This window comes from Curtobacterium sp. MCBD17_030 (assembly GCF_003224255.1).
GTDB lineage: Bacteria > Actinomycetota > Actinomycetes > Actinomycetales > Microbacteriaceae > Curtobacterium.
In genome coordinates, this window is the sequence record NZ_QKLI01000004.1 from 85,030 (window position 1) to 100,698 (window position 15,669).

General features: G+C 71.2%; 14 protein-coding genes. 10 read left to right on the forward strand and 4 right to left on the reverse strand.

Features of this window, described 5'->3' with window-relative positions; all coding sequences use genetic code 11:
• Positions 1–128: 128 nt before the first annotated feature.
• On the forward strand, positions 129–260 hold the full coding sequence (locus DEI89_RS18030) for a hypothetical protein (protein WP_258366243.1): 132 nt from the start codon (positions 129–131) through the stop codon (positions 258–260).
• Positions 261–380: 120 nt separating this feature from the next.
• On the opposite strand, the gene DEI89_RS05715 is transcribed toward DEI89_RS18030, so the two are convergent.
• On the reverse strand, positions 381–2,285 hold the full coding sequence (locus tag DEI89_RS05715; RefSeq protein WP_258368779.1) for a long-chain fatty acid--CoA ligase: 1,905 nt from the start codon (positions 2,283–2,285) through the stop codon (positions 381–383).
• A gap of 122 nt (positions 2,286–2,407) precedes the next feature.
• Between DEI89_RS05715 and DEI89_RS05720 the strand changes: the two genes are divergently transcribed.
• From DEI89_RS05720 to DEI89_RS05730, 3 genes are all read left to right on the forward strand, one after another.
• Positions 2,408–3,361: an ROK family glucokinase gene (locus tag DEI89_RS05720; RefSeq protein WP_110903196.1), complete on the forward strand. Its 954-nt coding sequence runs from the start codon at positions 2,408–2,410 to the stop codon at positions 3,359–3,361.
• A gap of 24 nt (positions 3,362–3,385) precedes the next feature.
• The gene (locus tag DEI89_RS05725; RefSeq protein ID WP_110903197.1) at positions 3,386–4,111 is read left to right on the forward strand and encodes a 1-acyl-sn-glycerol-3-phosphate acyltransferase; all 726 of its coding nucleotides are present in this window, start codon (positions 3,386–3,388) and stop codon (positions 4,109–4,111) included.
• 121 nt (positions 4,112–4,232) lie between these two features.
• Complete coding sequence (locus DEI89_RS05730; RefSeq protein ID WP_110903198.1) at positions 4,233–5,579, forward strand: class II 3-deoxy-7-phosphoheptulonate synthase; 1,347 nt, start codon at positions 4,233–4,235, stop codon at positions 5,577–5,579.
• A gap of 88 nt (positions 5,580–5,667) precedes the next feature.
• Here DEI89_RS05730 and pknB read toward each other — a convergent pair whose 3' ends face one another.
• Positions 5,668–7,707 carry a Stk1 family PASTA domain-containing Ser/Thr kinase gene (pknB, locus tag DEI89_RS05735; protein ID WP_110903199.1) on the reverse strand — a complete coding sequence of 680 codons (2,040 nt, stop codon included), beginning with the start codon at positions 7,705–7,707 and terminating at the stop codon, positions 5,668–5,670.
• Positions 7,708–7,811: 104 nt separating this feature from the next.
• Positions 7,812–9,050: a LysM peptidoglycan-binding domain-containing protein gene (locus tag DEI89_RS05740; protein ID WP_258366492.1), complete on the reverse strand. Its 1,239-nt coding sequence runs from the start codon at positions 9,048–9,050 to the stop codon at positions 7,812–7,814.
• Between the two features lie 254 nt (positions 9,051–9,304).
• On the opposite strand from DEI89_RS05740, the gene DEI89_RS05745 reads away from it, so the two are divergent.
• Complete coding sequence (locus tag DEI89_RS05745) at positions 9,305–9,661, forward strand: Rv2175c family DNA-binding protein (RefSeq protein WP_258366246.1); 357 nt, start codon at positions 9,305–9,307, stop codon at positions 9,659–9,661.
• Positions 9,662–9,745: 84 nt separating this feature from the next.
• On the opposite strand, the gene DEI89_RS05750 is transcribed toward DEI89_RS05745, so the two are convergent.
• Positions 9,746–10,864 carry a polyprenyl synthetase family protein gene (locus tag DEI89_RS05750; protein ID WP_110903086.1) on the reverse strand — a complete coding sequence of 373 codons (1,119 nt, stop codon included), beginning with the start codon at positions 10,862–10,864 and terminating at the stop codon, positions 9,746–9,748.
• A gap of 84 nt (positions 10,865–10,948) precedes the next feature.
• Here DEI89_RS05750 and DEI89_RS05755 point away from each other — a divergent pair, with 84 nt between their 5' ends.
• The 5 genes from DEI89_RS05755 to DEI89_RS05775 all read left to right on the forward strand — a co-directional run bounded on the left by DEI89_RS05755 (position 10,949) and on the right by DEI89_RS05775 (position 15,666).
• The gene (locus tag DEI89_RS05755; RefSeq protein WP_110903087.1) at positions 10,949–11,347 is read left to right on the forward strand and encodes a DUF3040 domain-containing protein; all 399 of its coding nucleotides are present in this window, start codon (positions 10,949–10,951) and stop codon (positions 11,345–11,347) included.
• Positions 11,348–11,690: 343 nt separating this feature from the next.
• Positions 11,691–12,122 (forward strand): division/cell wall cluster transcriptional repressor MraZ, encoded by a 432-nt coding sequence (gene mraZ / locus DEI89_RS05760; RefSeq protein ID WP_110903088.1) that lies wholly within the window; start codon positions 11,691–11,693, stop codon positions 12,120–12,122.
• Between the two features lie 104 nt (positions 12,123–12,226).
• Complete coding sequence (rsmH, locus tag DEI89_RS05765) at positions 12,227–13,180, forward strand: 16S rRNA (cytosine(1402)-N(4))-methyltransferase RsmH (protein ID WP_110903089.1); 954 nt, start codon at positions 12,227–12,229, stop codon at positions 13,178–13,180.
• Between the two features lies 1 nt (position 13,181).
• Positions 13,182–13,862: a hypothetical protein gene (locus DEI89_RS05770; protein ID WP_110903090.1), complete on the forward strand. Its 681-nt coding sequence runs from the start codon at positions 13,182–13,184 to the stop codon at positions 13,860–13,862.
• Between the two features lie 34 nt (positions 13,863–13,896).
• Complete coding sequence (locus DEI89_RS05775; protein ID WP_110903091.1) at positions 13,897–15,666, forward strand: penicillin-binding protein 2; 1,770 nt, start codon at positions 13,897–13,899, stop codon at positions 15,664–15,666.
• Positions 15,667–15,669: the final 3 nt, after the last annotated feature.

The window sequence follows — 15,669 nt, forward strand, 5'->3', positions numbered from 1 at the left end:
CGGGGGACGCCCTCGGGGGACGGAACGTGACACCCGGACGCGGGATTGTCGCACTGTCCTCATCGCGAGGTACGGTGTTCCGCAGTCGGTCACCCGCCGGCGGTTCCCACTCTCCCAGGACGAGCACGATGGCACCCCAGAACGACGAGCTCAGCTCGCACCGCACCCGCACCAACCGCCGCCCCGAGCAGGTCTCGACGAGCACCGCATCGACCGCGGTCCTCGACCCGATCGACGCTCCCGAGGCCCCGCAGGCCTGATCGGCCCGACCGCGACGTCGGTCAGTCAGCCACCGGCCACACCGGCCACGCACTGGAGGCCCGCCACCCGTCCGACGGACGGGTGGCGGGCCTCCAGGCGGTCCGGCCGGTGCCGGGCGCTCAGTGCCGCCGTCGCGACTGCACCACCGGCGTCGCCGTGGTCTGCACCTTCGAGCCCGAGTAGATGTACTCGATGTCCGCGGCGAAGTCCCGGAGGACGACCGAACGCTTGATCGTGAGCTTCGGCGTCAGGTGTCCGGAGGCCTCGGTCAGGTCCGCGTCGACGACCGAGAAGGACCGGACCGACTCGGCACGGGACACCCGTCCGTTCGCGGTGTCCACGGCCTCCTGGACGGCCTGCTGCACCCGCTCGTCGTGTGCCGCCTGCTGCGGGCTGAGCGGCGGGGTGATGCCGCGTGCCTCGCACCAGCCGGGGAGCATCTCGCGGTCCAGCGTGACGAGCGCGGCGACGAACGGCTTGCCCTCACCGACGACGATGACCTGCCCGACGATCGGGTGCTCGCGGATCGCGTCCTCGAGCGGGGCCGGCGCGACGTTCTTGCCGCTCGCGGTGACGATGAGCTCCTTGGCGCGGCCGGTGACGGACAGGATCCCGTCGCCGTCCAGCCGACCGAGGTCGCCGGTGCGGAACCAGCCGTCGCGGAAGGCGGCGGCGGTGGCCTCCGGGTTCTGCCAGTAGCGGTCGAAGACGTCGACGCCGCGGATCAGGATCTCCTGGTCGTCCGCGATCCGGACCTCGACGCCCGGGAGTGCCCGGCCGACCGACCCGATCCGGAGCTCGGTCGCCCGGTTCACCGTCGCGGGGGCGGTCGTCTCGGTGAGCCCGTAGCCCTCGAGGATCTGCACACCGATCGAGCGGAAGAAGTGCGACAGTCGGGGGGAGAGCGGCGCCGAGCCGCTGATGGCGTACCGGACTCGGCCGCCGATCGCGTCCCGGAGCTTGCTGTAGACGAGCCGGTCGAACAGGCGGAAACGCAGGGCGAGCCCGAGCGGGACCCGTCCGGCGGCCACGGCCTCGGAGTGCGCGACGGCGGTGGCGGCGGCGGCGCGGAAGACGCGGCCCTTGCCGCCGAGGTCGGCCTTCTGCTCGGCCGAGTTGTAGATCTTCTCGAACACCCGGGGGACCGCCAGCAGGAACGTCGGCTTGAAGGTGGAGACCGCCCGCATGAGGTCCTTCGTGTCCGGCTCGTGGCCGACCAGGACGCCCGCCGAGACCGACATCGCGGCGATGAACCGTGCGAAGACGTGGGCCATCGGGATGAACAACAGCGTGGAGGCGTCCCCGGCGACGATCTCGGACATCGCCTCGGTCGAGCCCTCCACCGTGGCGGTGAAGTTGTCGTGGCGCAGCACGCACCCCTTCGGCCGGCCTGTGGTGCCCGAGGTGTAGATGATGGTGGCGTCGTCGCGGCCGGAGACGGCGGCGGTGCGGGCGTCGAGCTCGTCGTCGGCGATCTCCTCACCGAGGCGAGCCAGGTCGTCCAGGCCACCGCCGTCGATGGTCCAGTGCTGCCCGAGGTGGGGCAGCTCGGGCGCGATGCCGGCGACGCGGCGCGCGTGCTCCTCTTTCTCGACGACGATCGCCACGGACTCGGAATCCGACAGGATGTGGCGGATCTGGTCCGGGGAGCTCGTCTCGTAGACGGGCACGGACACCAGGCCCGCGGTCCACACCGCGAAGTCGACGAGTGTCCACTCCATGCGCGTGCGGGAGAGGATCGCGACGTGCGCCCCGGGCTGCAGACCGGCGGCGACGAAGCCCTTCGCGATGGCGCGGACCCGGGCCAGGACGTCCGCGGCGGCGATGCCGGTCCACGTGTCGCCGGTGCGCTCGGCCAGGATCGGTCGCGCGGGGGTCAGCCGTGCGCGGTCGGACAGCAGGCGGGCGGCGGAGCCGTGGTCGGGGGCGACCGGGCCGGTGTCACCGGCCGGTACTGCCTCGTGCGCGGCGGGCGATCCGCCCGTGCTGGTGGACGTCGTGCGGTCGGCACGCTGATCGGTCACGGCAACTCCCTCGTTGTCCCGTTCGATGTGAGTCCGCTCATCTTCGAGACGGCTCGCGCTCAGCATAGGACGCCTGCCGGGACGTTCGGTGAGTCGCCGCCGAACCGGTAGGCTCCGTGTTCGTGCATGCCATCGGAATCGACATCGGGGGCACCAAGATCGCGGGAGCGGTCGTCACGGAGCTCGGCGAGATCCTCGCCGAGGACCGCGTCGCCACGAACGCTGCGGACCCGGTTGCCATGCTCGACGACGTCGTGTCGATGGTCGAGCGCCTCAGACTCCAGCACCAGGTCGGTGCGGTGGGGGTCGCGGCCCCGGGCTTCATCGACGCCTCGCAGTCGATCGTGTACTACACGCCGAACATCCGCTGGCGGAACGAGCCGCTGCGCCAGAAGCTCCAGGAGCGTCTGGGCGACCTGCACATCACCGTCGACAACGACGCGAACGCCGCCGGATGGGCGGAGTTCCGCTTCGGCGCCGGACGGCTCGTGTCCGACATGACCATGCTCACCATCGGCACGGGTGTCGGCGGCGCGATCGTGACGGAGGACCGGCTGTTCCGCGGTGGCTTCGGCACCGGCGGCGAGATCGGCCACCTGCGGATCGTCCCGAACGGCCTGCCCTGCGGCTGCGGTGCCCGCGGCTGCATCGAGCAGTACGGCTCCGGCCGCGCCCTGCAGCGGATGGCGAACGACGTCGCGGACGCCGGCGGCATCGGTGTCGCCCTGGCCGAAGCGCGTGACGCCAACGGCGGGCACCTCGACGGCGCCGTCGTGGGGGAGCTCATCCTCGCCGACGACCCGGGTGCCCTCGCGGCCCTCCGGCGTCTCGGCCGACACCTCGGCGAGGCCTGCGCGTCGCTGTCGGCCGTGCTCGACCCGCAGCTGTTCGTCTTCGGCGGCGGTGTCGCGAGCGCGGGGGACCGGCTGCTCGAACCGATCAAGCAGGCGTACCTCAACAACCTGCCGGCCCGGGGCTACCACCCGGAGCCGGACTTCGTGATCGCCGAGCTCGTCAACGACGCCGGCGTCGTCGGTGCCGCCGACCTCGCCCGCATCCACGCCCGAACGGCCTGACACCCCCACCCGACGGAGTCGATGATGCTCTACTGGCTGCTGAAGAACTTCGTGCTCGGCCCGCTCATCCTGACCCTGTTCCGGCCGTGGGTGATCGGACGTGAGAACGTCCCGGCCTCCGGCCCGGTCATCTTCGCGTCGAACCACGTGTCGTTCATCGACTCGGTGATCCTGCCGGCCGTGCTCGACCGCCGGATGTCGTTCCTGGCGAAGAGCGACTACTTCACCGGGCGTGGCCTCAAGGGCTGGGCGACGAAGACGTTCTTCAACGCGATCGGACAGCTGCCGATCGACCGCTCCGGCGGCAAGGCGTCCGAGGCCTCGCTCCGCACCGGCCTGCAGGTCCTGGCCCGCGGCGAGCAGCTCGGCATCTACCCCGAGGGCACCCGCAGCCCGGACGGCAAGCTCTACCGTGGCCGCACCGGCATCGCTCGGATGGTCCTGGAGGGCCGGGTCGTGGTGGTCCCCGTCGCCATGGTCGGCACGCGCGAGGTCCAGCAGATCGGCCAGAAGTTCCCGAAGTTCAAGCGGGTCGGCGTCGTCTTCGGCAAGCCGCTCGACTTCTCGCGCTTCGAGGGCCTGGAGACCGACCGCTTCATCCTGCGGAGCGTCACGGACGAGATCATGCACGAGCTCCGCGGGCTGAGCCGGCAGGAGTACGAGGACGTCTACGCGACGAGCGTCAAGGAGCGGGCCACCACGGCCCGCGAGAGCGTCATGCGCGAGCGTCGCACCACCGCCGGACGGTAGGCTCGGACGGTCCCGCATCCGTCGGGACGCCGTCGGCCCGCCGACGGCCGTGCGCGAACCAGAACACCGAGGTGCAGCCTTGTCCGAGTCGATCGACTCCCTCACCCTGCAGGATCCGGACCTGATCGCGGGCCTCGACCACTGGCGCACGCTCCCGATCAAGCAGCAGCCGACGTGGCCGGACCCCGCGGCCGCCGAAGCCGCCTCGGCCGAGATCGCCACGCTGCCGCCGCTCGTCTTCGCGGGGGAAGTGGACCAGCTCCGCGACCGCCTGGCCGCCGCGGCGTCCGGACGGGCGTTCCTGCTGCAGGGGGGTGACTGCGCCGAGACCTTCGCCGGTGCCACCGCCGACTCGATCCGCGACCGCGTCAAGACGATCCTGCAGATGGCGGTCGTCCTCACCTACGGTGCGTCGACGCCGGTCATCAAGATGGGCCGGATGGCGGGCCAGTTCGCCAAGCCCCGCTCGAGCGACCTCGAGACCCGCGGGGACGTCACGCTGCCGGCGTACCGCGGTGACATCGTCAACGGCTACGACTTCACGCCGGAGTCCCGCCAGGCGGACCCGCGTCGACTGGTGCAGGGGTACCACACGGCCGCGTCGACCCTGAACCTGGTGCGCGCGTTCACCCAGGGCGGCTTCGCGGACCTGCGGCAGGTGCACTCGTGGAACAAGGGCTTCGCCGCCAACCCGGCGAACGCCCGCTACGAGAACCTGGCCGCCGAGATCGACCGCGCGATCCAGTTCATGGCCGCCTGCGGTGCCGACTTCGAAGCGCTCAAGCACGTCGAGTTCTACGCCTCGCACGAGGGCCTGCTCATGGACTACGAGCGCCCGATGACCCGGATCGACTCGCGCTCCGGCCAGCCCTACGACACGTCCGGCCACTTCATCTGGATCGGGGAGCGCACGCGTGACCTCGACGGCGCCCACGTCGACTTCCTGTCCCGCGTGCGGAACCCGATCGGCGTGAAGCTCGGCCCGACCACGACGGTCGCCGACATGGAAGCCCTCATCGAGAAGCTCGACCCCGAGCGCGAGCCGGGCCGCCTCACCTTCATCACGCGTATGGGAGCCGGCAAGATCCGCGACGAGCTGCCCAAGCTGCTCGAAGCGGTGAAGGGCATGGACGCCACCCCGTTGTGGGTCACGGACCCGATGCACGGCAACGGCCTGACGACCCCGAACGGCTACAAGACGCGCCGTTTCGACGACGTCGTGGACGAGGTCCTCGGCTTCTTCGAGGTCCACCGCGCGGTCGGCACGTACCCGGGCGGCATGCACGTCGAGCTCACGGGCGACGACGTCACCGAGTGCCTCGGCGGCTCGGAGCACATCGACGAGGCCACCCTGGCCACCCGCTACGAGTCGCTCTGCGACCCGCGGCTGAACCACATGCAGTCCCTCGAGCTCGCCTTCCTGGTGGCCGAGGAGCTCCGCTCGCACCCGTCGGTCACCCGCAGTTGACCGCTGGACCGCCTGCAGGACGGGAGGCCCGACACCGGTCCGGTGTCGGGCCTCCCGTCCGTCGTCGGGCCGTGACGCGCAGCGGGCCCTACTGGTCGTAGGAGAGGGCGATCGTGTCGCCCTTGTGGACCGTGGCCCCGGCGCCCGGGTTCGTGGTCGTGACCGGCAGCTTGCTCTTCCAGTCGTAGAACCCGCAGAGGATGTTCGTGCAGTCCGGGTAGCTGACCTTCAGCCCGAGAGCCTGCAGGGTCGCGGTCGCCTCGTCGATGGTCTTCCCCTCGAGGTCCCTCGGCATCGTGATCGGCGCGGGCCCCTTCGACACGACGACGTCGATGGCCGTGCCCTTGACGACAGGGTCGTCGGCGGGGGCGGCGGAGATGACCTGGCCGGCCGGTGCCGTCTCGCTGAACTGCTGTGTCTGACTGCCGAGCACCAGGCCGACGCCCTGCAGCGTGGCGGTCGCGTCGGCGACGGTCTCGCCGGCGACGTCCGGGACCGCGCCGAGCGAGACGGTGAGCGTGACCGGGCCGCGCTCCGGGTACTGTTCGACGGTGGTGAGGTCGACCGCGCCCGAGCTGTCACGTCCGGTCGCGGCGATCACGGTGTCGGTGGGGACATCGGCGGAGAACCGGTACTGCGGGTCCTGGAGGTCGAAGTCGTCGTCGAGCGCCGCGCGGGCGGTGGAGACGGACTGCCCGACGATCGTCGGCAGGCTGATCATCCGCGGGCCGCTCGACACGACGATGCGGATCGCGGTGCCCTTCCGGACCTCGCGGTCGGCGGGCGGCTGGGTCGCGGTGACCAGGCCGGCGGCCACCTGCAGGTCGGGACGGCTCGTGGTGGCCTCGGCGGAACGGAGACCGTTCGACACGAGTGCCTGGCGGACCTGCGAGACGGTCTTGCCCGCGACGGCGGGGATCCGGACGTTGCCGCCCGGCCCGGGGCCGTACCAGGCGGCGATCCCGGCACCGACGACGGCCAGGACGAGCACGATGACCAGGGCGATCCAGCCGCGCCTCCGCCGCTTGGCGGACTTGTCGGCCAGGCGCTGTCCGGCCGGCGACAGGGTCGCGGTCACCGCGCCGGTGCGGCGCGGCCCGGGTGTGTTGCGGTTGCGGGGGCGCGACGGCGTCTCCTGCGTGCCCCGACGGTCCAGGACCGTGGTGTCGTGCTCGCTGGCGTCCTCGACGTCGTCCCCGAAGGCCGCGGCTCCGGGACTGCCACCGGACGGGAGGATCGCGGTCGCGTTCTCGGGGCGGAGCACGGCGGTCCGGTACTGCCCGGTCGCGCGCTGCTGTGCGCCGGCCATGTGGTCGAGCATCTCGCGGGCGTCGAGGGGACGGTCGCGCGGGTCCCGGGCGGTGGCCCACAGGACGAGGTCGTCGAGCTCGGCGGGGACACCCGGCCGTGCCGCGCTCGGCGCGGGGACCGTGTCGTTCGCGTGCTGGTACGCGATCTGCATCGGCTGCTCGCCCTTGTAGGGCTGCTCGCCGGTGAGCATCTCGTAGAGCATGATGCCGAGCGCGTAGATGTCGCTGCGCGAGTCGGCGGCGCCGCGGGTGACGAGCTCGGGGGAGAGGTACGCGATCGTGCCGAGCAGTGCGGCGCCGGTCGCGGTGTTCGCGGTGGTGGCCCGGGCCAGCCCGAAGTCGCCGAGCTTGATGCGCCCGTCGTCGGCGAGCAGGACGTTCTCCGGCTTGAGGTCGCGGTGCACGATGCCGGCGCGGTGGGCCGAGGCCAGGCCGGCGAGCACGGCGCGGAGGATGTCCGTCGCCTGCTCGGGCGTCAGCGCGCGGTGTTCGTGCAGCAGGTCCCGGAGCGTGATGCCCGGGATGTACTCCATGACGATGTAGACGCAGTCGTCCTCGGCGCCCTGGTCGTAGACGCCGACGAGGTTCGGGTGGGACAGGCGGGCGGCGGAGCGGGCCTCCTGGATGAAGCGCTCCCGGAACGCCTGGTCGTCCGCCAGGTGCCCGTGCATGATCTTCACCGCGACCCGGCGCTCCAGCCGGACGTCGGTCGCCAGGTACACCGTCGCCATGCCGCCGCGCGCGATGCGGGAGCGGACGCGGTACCGCTGATCGATCATGCGACCGATCATCGGGTCCGTGGCGGCGTTCGTGGTCATCTGCGGCATTCTACGAATCCGGACGGGGAGGACCGGCACCGGCGCACCGGTCGTTACACGATCTCGACCGGAGGGATGACCCGGCGCTGCGGATCGACCGGAGGTCAGAGCGAGCGGAGCCAGGCGTGGGCCGACTGCTCCCACTGGGCGTAGGCCTTCGGGTACGCGGACCGCTGGACGGCCTGCGCCGCCTCGGTCACGCTCATCGACGACCAGCCCGGGATGTCGAGCAGACCGGCGGTGACGCCGGGGTTCGGGTTGCGCGAGCCGCCGAAGAAGAGCTCGGACGCGTACACGGTGTCCTGGAGCTGGCCCGGCGTGCCCCAGCCCTGGCTCGGACGCTGCTGGAACAGGCCGACGGAGTCCCGGTCGCCGTGTGCGAGGTTCCGGAGGTTCGACTCCTGCATCGCGGTGGCCAGCGCGATGACGAGGCCCCGGTCCGAGACGCCGAGTGAGCGGCCGACGCGGACGATGGTGGCGGCGTTCGTGCGCTGCTCGGTGGAGAGCGACGGGCCGCTCGAGGGCAGGACGAGCGTGCTGCCGGCGTAGATCGTGCTCGTGTAGGTCAGGCCGTTCGCCGCGAGGAGCGACGAGACCGAGACCCCGTGCGTGGTGGCGACCGAGACGATGGTGTCGCCGTTGCCGATGGTGACCGAGCCGGCGCGACGCACGGTGGCGGTCGTGGTGGGCGCGCCACTGGGTGCCGACGGCCCGGCGGTGGTGGCGGTCTTCGTGGCACTCGACCGTCCGGCCGGGACGCGCAGGGACTGACCGGGGTAGATCACGCTGCGCTGCGAGAGCTCGTTGGCGGTGAGGAGCGCGGCGGTCGAGACGCCGACCTTCGCCGCGATGCCGGAGACGGTGTCGCCCTGCTTGACGTGGTAGCTCGCGGTCGTGGCGGTCGACGTGACCGCTCCGCCGACCGGGGTCGAGGCGAGCCGGAGGGTCTGTCCGGCGTGGATGATCGTGTTCCAGCCGAGGCCGTTGCGGACCAGGATCTCCTGCGCCGACAGGCCGTACCGTGCGGCGATGCCGGAGACGGTGTCCCCCTGGCGCACGGTGTAGGTCGTGGGGGCCGCGGAGCGCGTGGCGGCGACGGTGCTGACCACCGGCTTCTGCTGGCGGGCGACCGCGGTGGCGAAGACCGGCCCGGAACCGAGGTCCCGGTCCTCGTCGACGTGTCGGCGGCCGGACTCGTCGTCGTGGCGCTGCTCGAGGTGGGCGATCGGTCCGGTCAGGCCGGCCGTCACCGCGATCGTGCCGGCGAGGACGATCGGCATCGTCGCGAAGCGCGACGATCGGAGGCGTCGGGCTGCCTCGTCGGGGGTCGTGTCCCTGTCCACGGTCGTTCTCCTGTCTGGCGCACGTCGTCGGTACGGGGTTGGTCTGTCGGCCGTGTGCACACACACGGCACACCCAGGTGACCACACGCTGACATGCTGTGATTCCCAAGTCAACCAGAGCGCCGGAAGTTGTGCTCGTGACTGGTGTGACTTCCGTGACTGATGTGACTCAATCGAGCCGGATCGGGCGTGCTCCACGGGCTCGCGCGCCAAGGTGCTGCGCGGGTCCGCCCGGCTCTGGCACGATGGGACCCGTGAGTGCTGCCCTTCCCGGAGACGACGCCCTGTCCGAACGCTGGTTGACCGTGCCCGACCTGGTCGACCTCCTGGGGGTGAGCCCCGGCCGCGTCCATCGCCTGTTCGAGGAACGGACCCTGCTGCCCGCCCGCGTGGACGGCGTCCTCCGCGTCCCGAGCGAGTTCCTCGACGACACCGAACCTCTGCCCTCGCTGCGCGGCACCCTGATCGTCCTCGGCGACAACGGGCTCACCGACGACGAGGCCGTCCGGTGGATGCTCACCGAGGACGACGCGATGGGGACGACGCCGATCGCCGCGCTCCGGGCGAACCGCAAGGCCGAGGTTCGGCGCGCCGCGCAGTCGCTGCTGTAGCACCGGCCGACGCGACCGACCGACGGACGGGAGGTTCGACACCAGCTGGTGTCGGGCCTCCCGTCCGTCCGGGGTCGCGCCCGATCAGGCGGAGCGGCGGCTGACCGTGTCCGCGAGCGACGCGAGCTGTTCGCGCGCCGACGGCGTCAGCGGCGACGCGTCGAGCGCGGCCTTCGCCCGCTGGACGTGCCGCTCGATGGAACGTTCGACCGCACTGACCGCACCCGAGTCGGTGAGGGTCGCACGGAGCATCTGCACCTGGTCGTCGTCGAGGTCCGGGTCGCCGAGCAGCTCGTCGAGCAGCTGGCGCGCGCCGACCGGGAGGGACTTGCGGGCGGTCGCGACGAGCACGGTGCGCTTGCCCTCGCGGAGGTCGTCACCGGCGGGCTTGCCCGTGACCTCGGGGTCTCCGAACACGCCGAGCATGTCGTCGCGCAGCTGGTACGCCACGCCGAGGGGGAGTCCGAACGACCGGAGGCCGTCGAGCTGGCTCTCGCTGGCGCCCGCGATGAGCGCGCCGATGAGCAGCGGTGCCTCGACCGAGTACTTCGCGGACTTGAAGACGATCACCCGCTGCGCCCGGACGAGCTGTTCGGCGTCGTCGACCGTCGGCCAGGCGGTCTCCTCGTGGATGTCGAGGTACTGACCCGCGGTCACGTCGAGCCGCATCGTGTGGAACTCCTGGCGGACGATCCGCGCGCGCACCGGGTCGAGCAGCGCGAGGGCCTCGTCGAAGAGGGAGTCGCTGAGTGAGAGCAGCATGTCGCCGAGGAGCAGTGCGGCGTTCGTGCCGTAGAGCGCGCGGTCGCCCACCCAGCCGGAGTCGGCGTGCTGCGACTCGAAACGGCGGTGCGCTGCCGGACGCCCGCGACGGGTGTCCGAACGGTCCATGATGTCGTCGTGCACCAGTGCTGCGGCGTGGAAGACCTCGAGCGCGGCGGCGGCGGTGACGATCGCCTCGGCCGTGGTCTGTCGGGCGCCTTCCGACAGCGGGTCGAACGAGCCCGAACGGCCCGCCACGGACTGCCAACCCCAGTAGCAGAACAGTGCCCGGAAGCGCTTCCCCCCGGACAGCAGGTCCCGGGCGAACGTGTCGAAGGAGACCAGGTCGGGACTGATCGCCGCGAGGCGGTCGCGCTGCTCGTCGAGAGCCCGATCGATCCGCGCCGAGACGAGGTCCACTAATCGCGTACTCTCAGCCACGGTCCTTACCTTAGTGGGTGGTCCGGTCGTAAGATCGATCCACCCCTTCCACCGCGTCGATCCCAGGAACCAGAGGGAACCAAGATGCCACTCTCGGAGCAAGAGCAGCGCCTCCTCGAAGAGATGGAGCGGAGCCTCTACCAGAACGACTCCGACTTCGTGGCGCGCGTCACCCGCCGCCAGGGCCGTCCGACGTACACCGCGATCACGATCGGTGTCCTGATCGGCCTCGTCGGCGTCGGTGTGATCGTCCTCGGGCTCGTCATCAAGCAGCCCCTGATCGGTGTGCTCGGTTTCGTCGTGATGTTGGCCGGGGTGCTCTTCGCCCTCCGCCCGGGTGGTCGGACCCCGACGGCCCGTCCAGCGCGTGCCGCGTCCGCGCGCTCCGCCCGGACCGGAGCGCGACCGGCTCGCGGATCCTCCGGCGGCTCCTTCATCGACCGGATGAACGAGCGCTGGGACAAGCGCAACCAGCAGGACTAGCTCCTCCACATCCCTCCACGGGGTCGGCCTTCCCAGGCCGGCCCCGTTTTTCCGTGCCCCCGCAGACCTTGCTGGCTGCGCAACACCGGTGTTCGTCTTCGACGCCGCCGCATGACGCGGCGTGTTGGACGAACACCGGTGTTCTGTGCGCCCGGATCCCTCCACTGCGCTCCACTCGGACGGGAGGCGCGTGGTTGCGCGGATCGGGCGGGGTGCAGCCGCGCGCGGGCGCCCCCAGTAGGGGTGTCGGAGCCTGAGAGTGGGGCGCGAGAGCAGCGAAGTGGAGGGAAGTGGAGTAGCGTGGGGCGAGACGAAGACCGGTGGAGCTGAGGGGAGGCCCCGAGTGCTGCTCGGTACCCATGCCCCGAAGCTCGACGAGAAGGGTCGCGTGATCCTGCCCGCCAAGTTCCGGGACGAACTCTCCGGCGGTCTCGTCATGACCCGCGGCCAGGAACGGTGCGTGGTCGTCTTCAGCGCCAGGACCTTCGAGGAACTCCACGAGCGGATCCGCCAGGCGCCGATGACGTCGAAGCGGACCCGTGACTACATGCGCCTGTTCCTCTCCGGAGCGAGCGCCGAACAACCCGACAAGCAGAACCGCGTCACGATCCCGCAGAACCTCCGCGAGTACGCGGGGCTCGAGCGGGACCTGACGGTCATCGGCAGCGGTGACCGCGCCGAGATCTGGTCGACCAGCGCGTGGGAGGCCTACTACGCGGAGACCGAAGAGGCCTTCGCCGAGAACGACGAGGAGGTGATCCCGGGGATCTTCTGATCCGTGGATCGAGACTCCCAGCCGTCCGCCCTGACACACCTTCCCCGGTGTCAGGTCGCATGGATGGGGATCCGGACCCACGGCCCAGGAGTCCAGGGGCGCACATGGCAGCACCGGAGAAGTTCCCGCACACCCCCGTGATGCTCGAGCGGATCGTCGACCTCTTCACGCCGACGCTCGACGGCCCGGGCAAGGTCGTCGTCGACGCGACGCTCGGCATGGGCGGGCACTCGGCGGGCCTGCTCGAGCGCTTCCCGGAGCTCACGCTCGTCGGGCTCGACCGCGACACGGACGCCCTCGGCATCGCGGGGGAGCGGCTCGCCCGCTTCGGCGACCGCGTGCGCCTCGTGCACACCGTGTACGACGAACTGCCGGAGGCGCTCGACGGCCTCGGCATCGACGCGGTCGACGGTGTGCTCTTCGACCTCGGCGTCTCGTCGCTGCAGCTCGACCGTGCCGAGCGCGGCTTCGCCTACAGCCAGGACGCCCCGCTCGACATGCGCATGGACCGGACGCAGGGCATCACCGCCGCCGAGGTCCTCGCCGACTACGACGAGCGCGAGCTGCGCCGGATCTTCCAGCGCTACGGCGAGGAGAAGCTCGCCGGCCGGTACGCGAAGGCGATCGTCGAACGCCGGGCCGAGCGCCCGTTCACGATGTCCGGCGACCTCGTCCAGGTGCTGCACGACGCCACCCCGGTCGCGATCCAGCGGCAGGGGCACCCGGCGAAGCGGGTGTTCCAGGCGCTCCGGATCGAGGTCAACACCGAACTCAGCGTCCTCGAGCGGGCGATCCCCGCCGCGCTCGACCGCATCCGGGTCGGCGGCCGCCTGGTCGTCGAGTCCTACCAGTCGCTCGAGGACCGCATCGTGAAGCGCGCCCTCGTCGAACGGACCACCTCCAGCGCCCCGGCGGACCTGCCGGTGGAGCTCCCCGAGCACGCACCGACCTTCGCCCTGGTCGTCAAGGGCGCCGAGCAGGCCGACGAGGCCGAGCGCGCCGCCAACCCCCGAGCTACCCCCGTGCGCCTGCGCGCGGCCGAGCGGATCCGGAAGTGACATGAGCACGAACCTCGCACTCGTCGACCCTGCCGTCGCCCCGTCGCGCGCGCCGCGTCCGGACCACGTCCGACCCGAGCGGAAGCGCCCGGAGCTCGTCGAGGTCACCCCGACCAAGGCGCAGCGCCGTGCCCGACCGCGGGTGGCCTACGCCATCGTCGCGATCGCCGCGCTCGGGCTGCTGCTCCTGGCCCAGCTCGGCATCAGCATGGGGCTCAGCCAGGGTGCCTACACACTCAGCTCGTTGAAGACCGAGCAGACCGGGCTCACGCGGACCCAGGCGTCCCTGTCCGAGGGGCTCAAGGTGCTCGAGTCGCCGCAGAACCTGGCCCGCAACGCGCAGGCCCTCGGCATGATCGCGAACTCGACGCCGGTGTACCTCGACCCGAAGACCGGCACCGTCTACGGCACGCCGACGCCGGCGACACCGGAAGAGGCGACCGGCAACACCGCGAACCAGGTCCCGAACTCCCTGCTCGGCGACGTGCCGCTCGCCGCGAAGCAGGGCGACACCGCGACGAGCAAGGAGAACAGCACGACTGCTCCGGCCGCTGGTGCGGTGGCTGCGACGGCCCCCGCCGACACTGGGAAGGCCGGGGCGTCCAGCGCGTCGGACCAGGGTTCGACCAAGTCCTCCGTAGAGTCCGACGCGAACCAGCTCCAGGCACCCACGACCCGGTGACCGAGGGCTCAGCACCACCCCGGGAAGGCCGCTCGTGACGAAGACGCTCCGCAACCGACGACTGCGCTACAGCGTCGTGATGATCGCCGTGATCGCGCTCGTCGCGGTGTTCGTGGTCCGACTGGTCGACATACAGGTCGTGCAGGCCGACGAGCTGTCGAAGGCCGCCGAGTCGAAGCGCAGCATCCCGGTGACCCTCTACGGCACCCGCGGCACGATCGTCGACCGCGACGGCACGGCCCTGGCCGAGAGCGTGGTCCGGTACAACATCACGACGTCGCCGCGACTGGTGAAGGCCTTCGACGGCAAGCTCGGCGGGACCCGCGTCAAGGAGATCTCGGTCGACCAGGCGCTCAGCGCGATCGCGAAGGCCTCCGGCGGTGAGGTCGCCACGATGCAGGCGAACATCGCGGCCGACCCGAAGTCCGACTTCGCCTACCTGGTCAAGGGGATCGACGTCGCGCACTACGAGGCCGTCCGCGCCCTCCAGGTGCCGTGGCTCTACCCGGAGCAGCAGGCCGCACGGTCCTACCCGACCGGGGCCGCCACCGGCAACGTGACCGGCTTCATGGGGACCGACGGTGCCCAGGCCGGCCTCGAGCTGGCGTACCAGAAGTGCCTGGCCGGCACGAACGGCTCCGAGACGTACGAGCGCGGTGAGGACGGCGTGCAGCTGCCGGGCAGCACCGTGACGCAGAAGCGCGCGAAGGACGGCGGCACGCTCGTCACCACGATCGACAGCGACCTGCAGTACATGGCGTCGCAGGACATCGCCGACGCCGCGCAGCAGCTCAGGGCCGAGTCCGCCACCGCCACCGTGGTGAACGCGAAGACCGGCGAGGTCCTGGCCGTCGCCGACTACCCGACGGTCGACCCGAACGACGTCGACGCGACGAAGGACCCGGGCGCCTACGGCTCCCGCGCCCTGACCGCCGCCTACGAGCCCGGGTCGACGATCAAGGCCGCGATCGCCGCCGCCCTCATCGACAAGGGGCTGGCGAGCCCGACGACCCAGGCCGTCGTGCCGTACTCGCGGACGTTCCCCTGGGGCGGCACCATCCACGACTCCGAGTTCCACCCCACCGAGAACCTCACGCTCACCGGCATCCTCCGGGACTCCTCGAACGTGGGCATCACGGAGCTCGGCTCGAAGCTGACGACGCAGCAGCGCTACGACGTGATGCGCGAGTTCGGCCTGTTCGAGCCCGAGCCGGCGATCGACTACCCGGGCCAGCCGACGATGGACTACGGCGCGAGCCCGCAGTGGGACAAGCAGACCGACATCAACTCGATGTTCGGCCAGGGCATCTCGACCACGGCCATGCAGGTCTCGAGCGTCTACCAGACGCTCGCGAACCAGGGTGTGCGGATCCCGCTGCACATGGTGAAGGGCTGCCAGACCGAGGACGGCACGACCATCGACGCGCCCGACGTGCAGAGCAAGCGTGTCGTGTCGGCCGCCGCGGCGACCCAGACGGTCGACATGCTGCAGAGCGTCGTGACCGGCGGCACCCTGGTCGGCATGAAGCCGATCTCGGGCTACAACATCGCCGCGAAGACCGGAACGGCCGAGGTCGCCGACGGTGCGAAGGGCTACGGCGCGGATCGCATCATCTCGGTGGCCGGAATGGCCCCCGCCGAAGACCCCCAGTATGTTGTCACGGTGACGTTCACGAAGCCGCAGACCACCAAGTGGTCGAGCGGAGCGGCTCCGGCGTTCCGCACACTCATGTCCCAGGTGCTCGAGAAGTACCGAGTCGCCCCCTCCACGACCCAGGCACGGACCTACCCGTCGACCTGGTAGGCC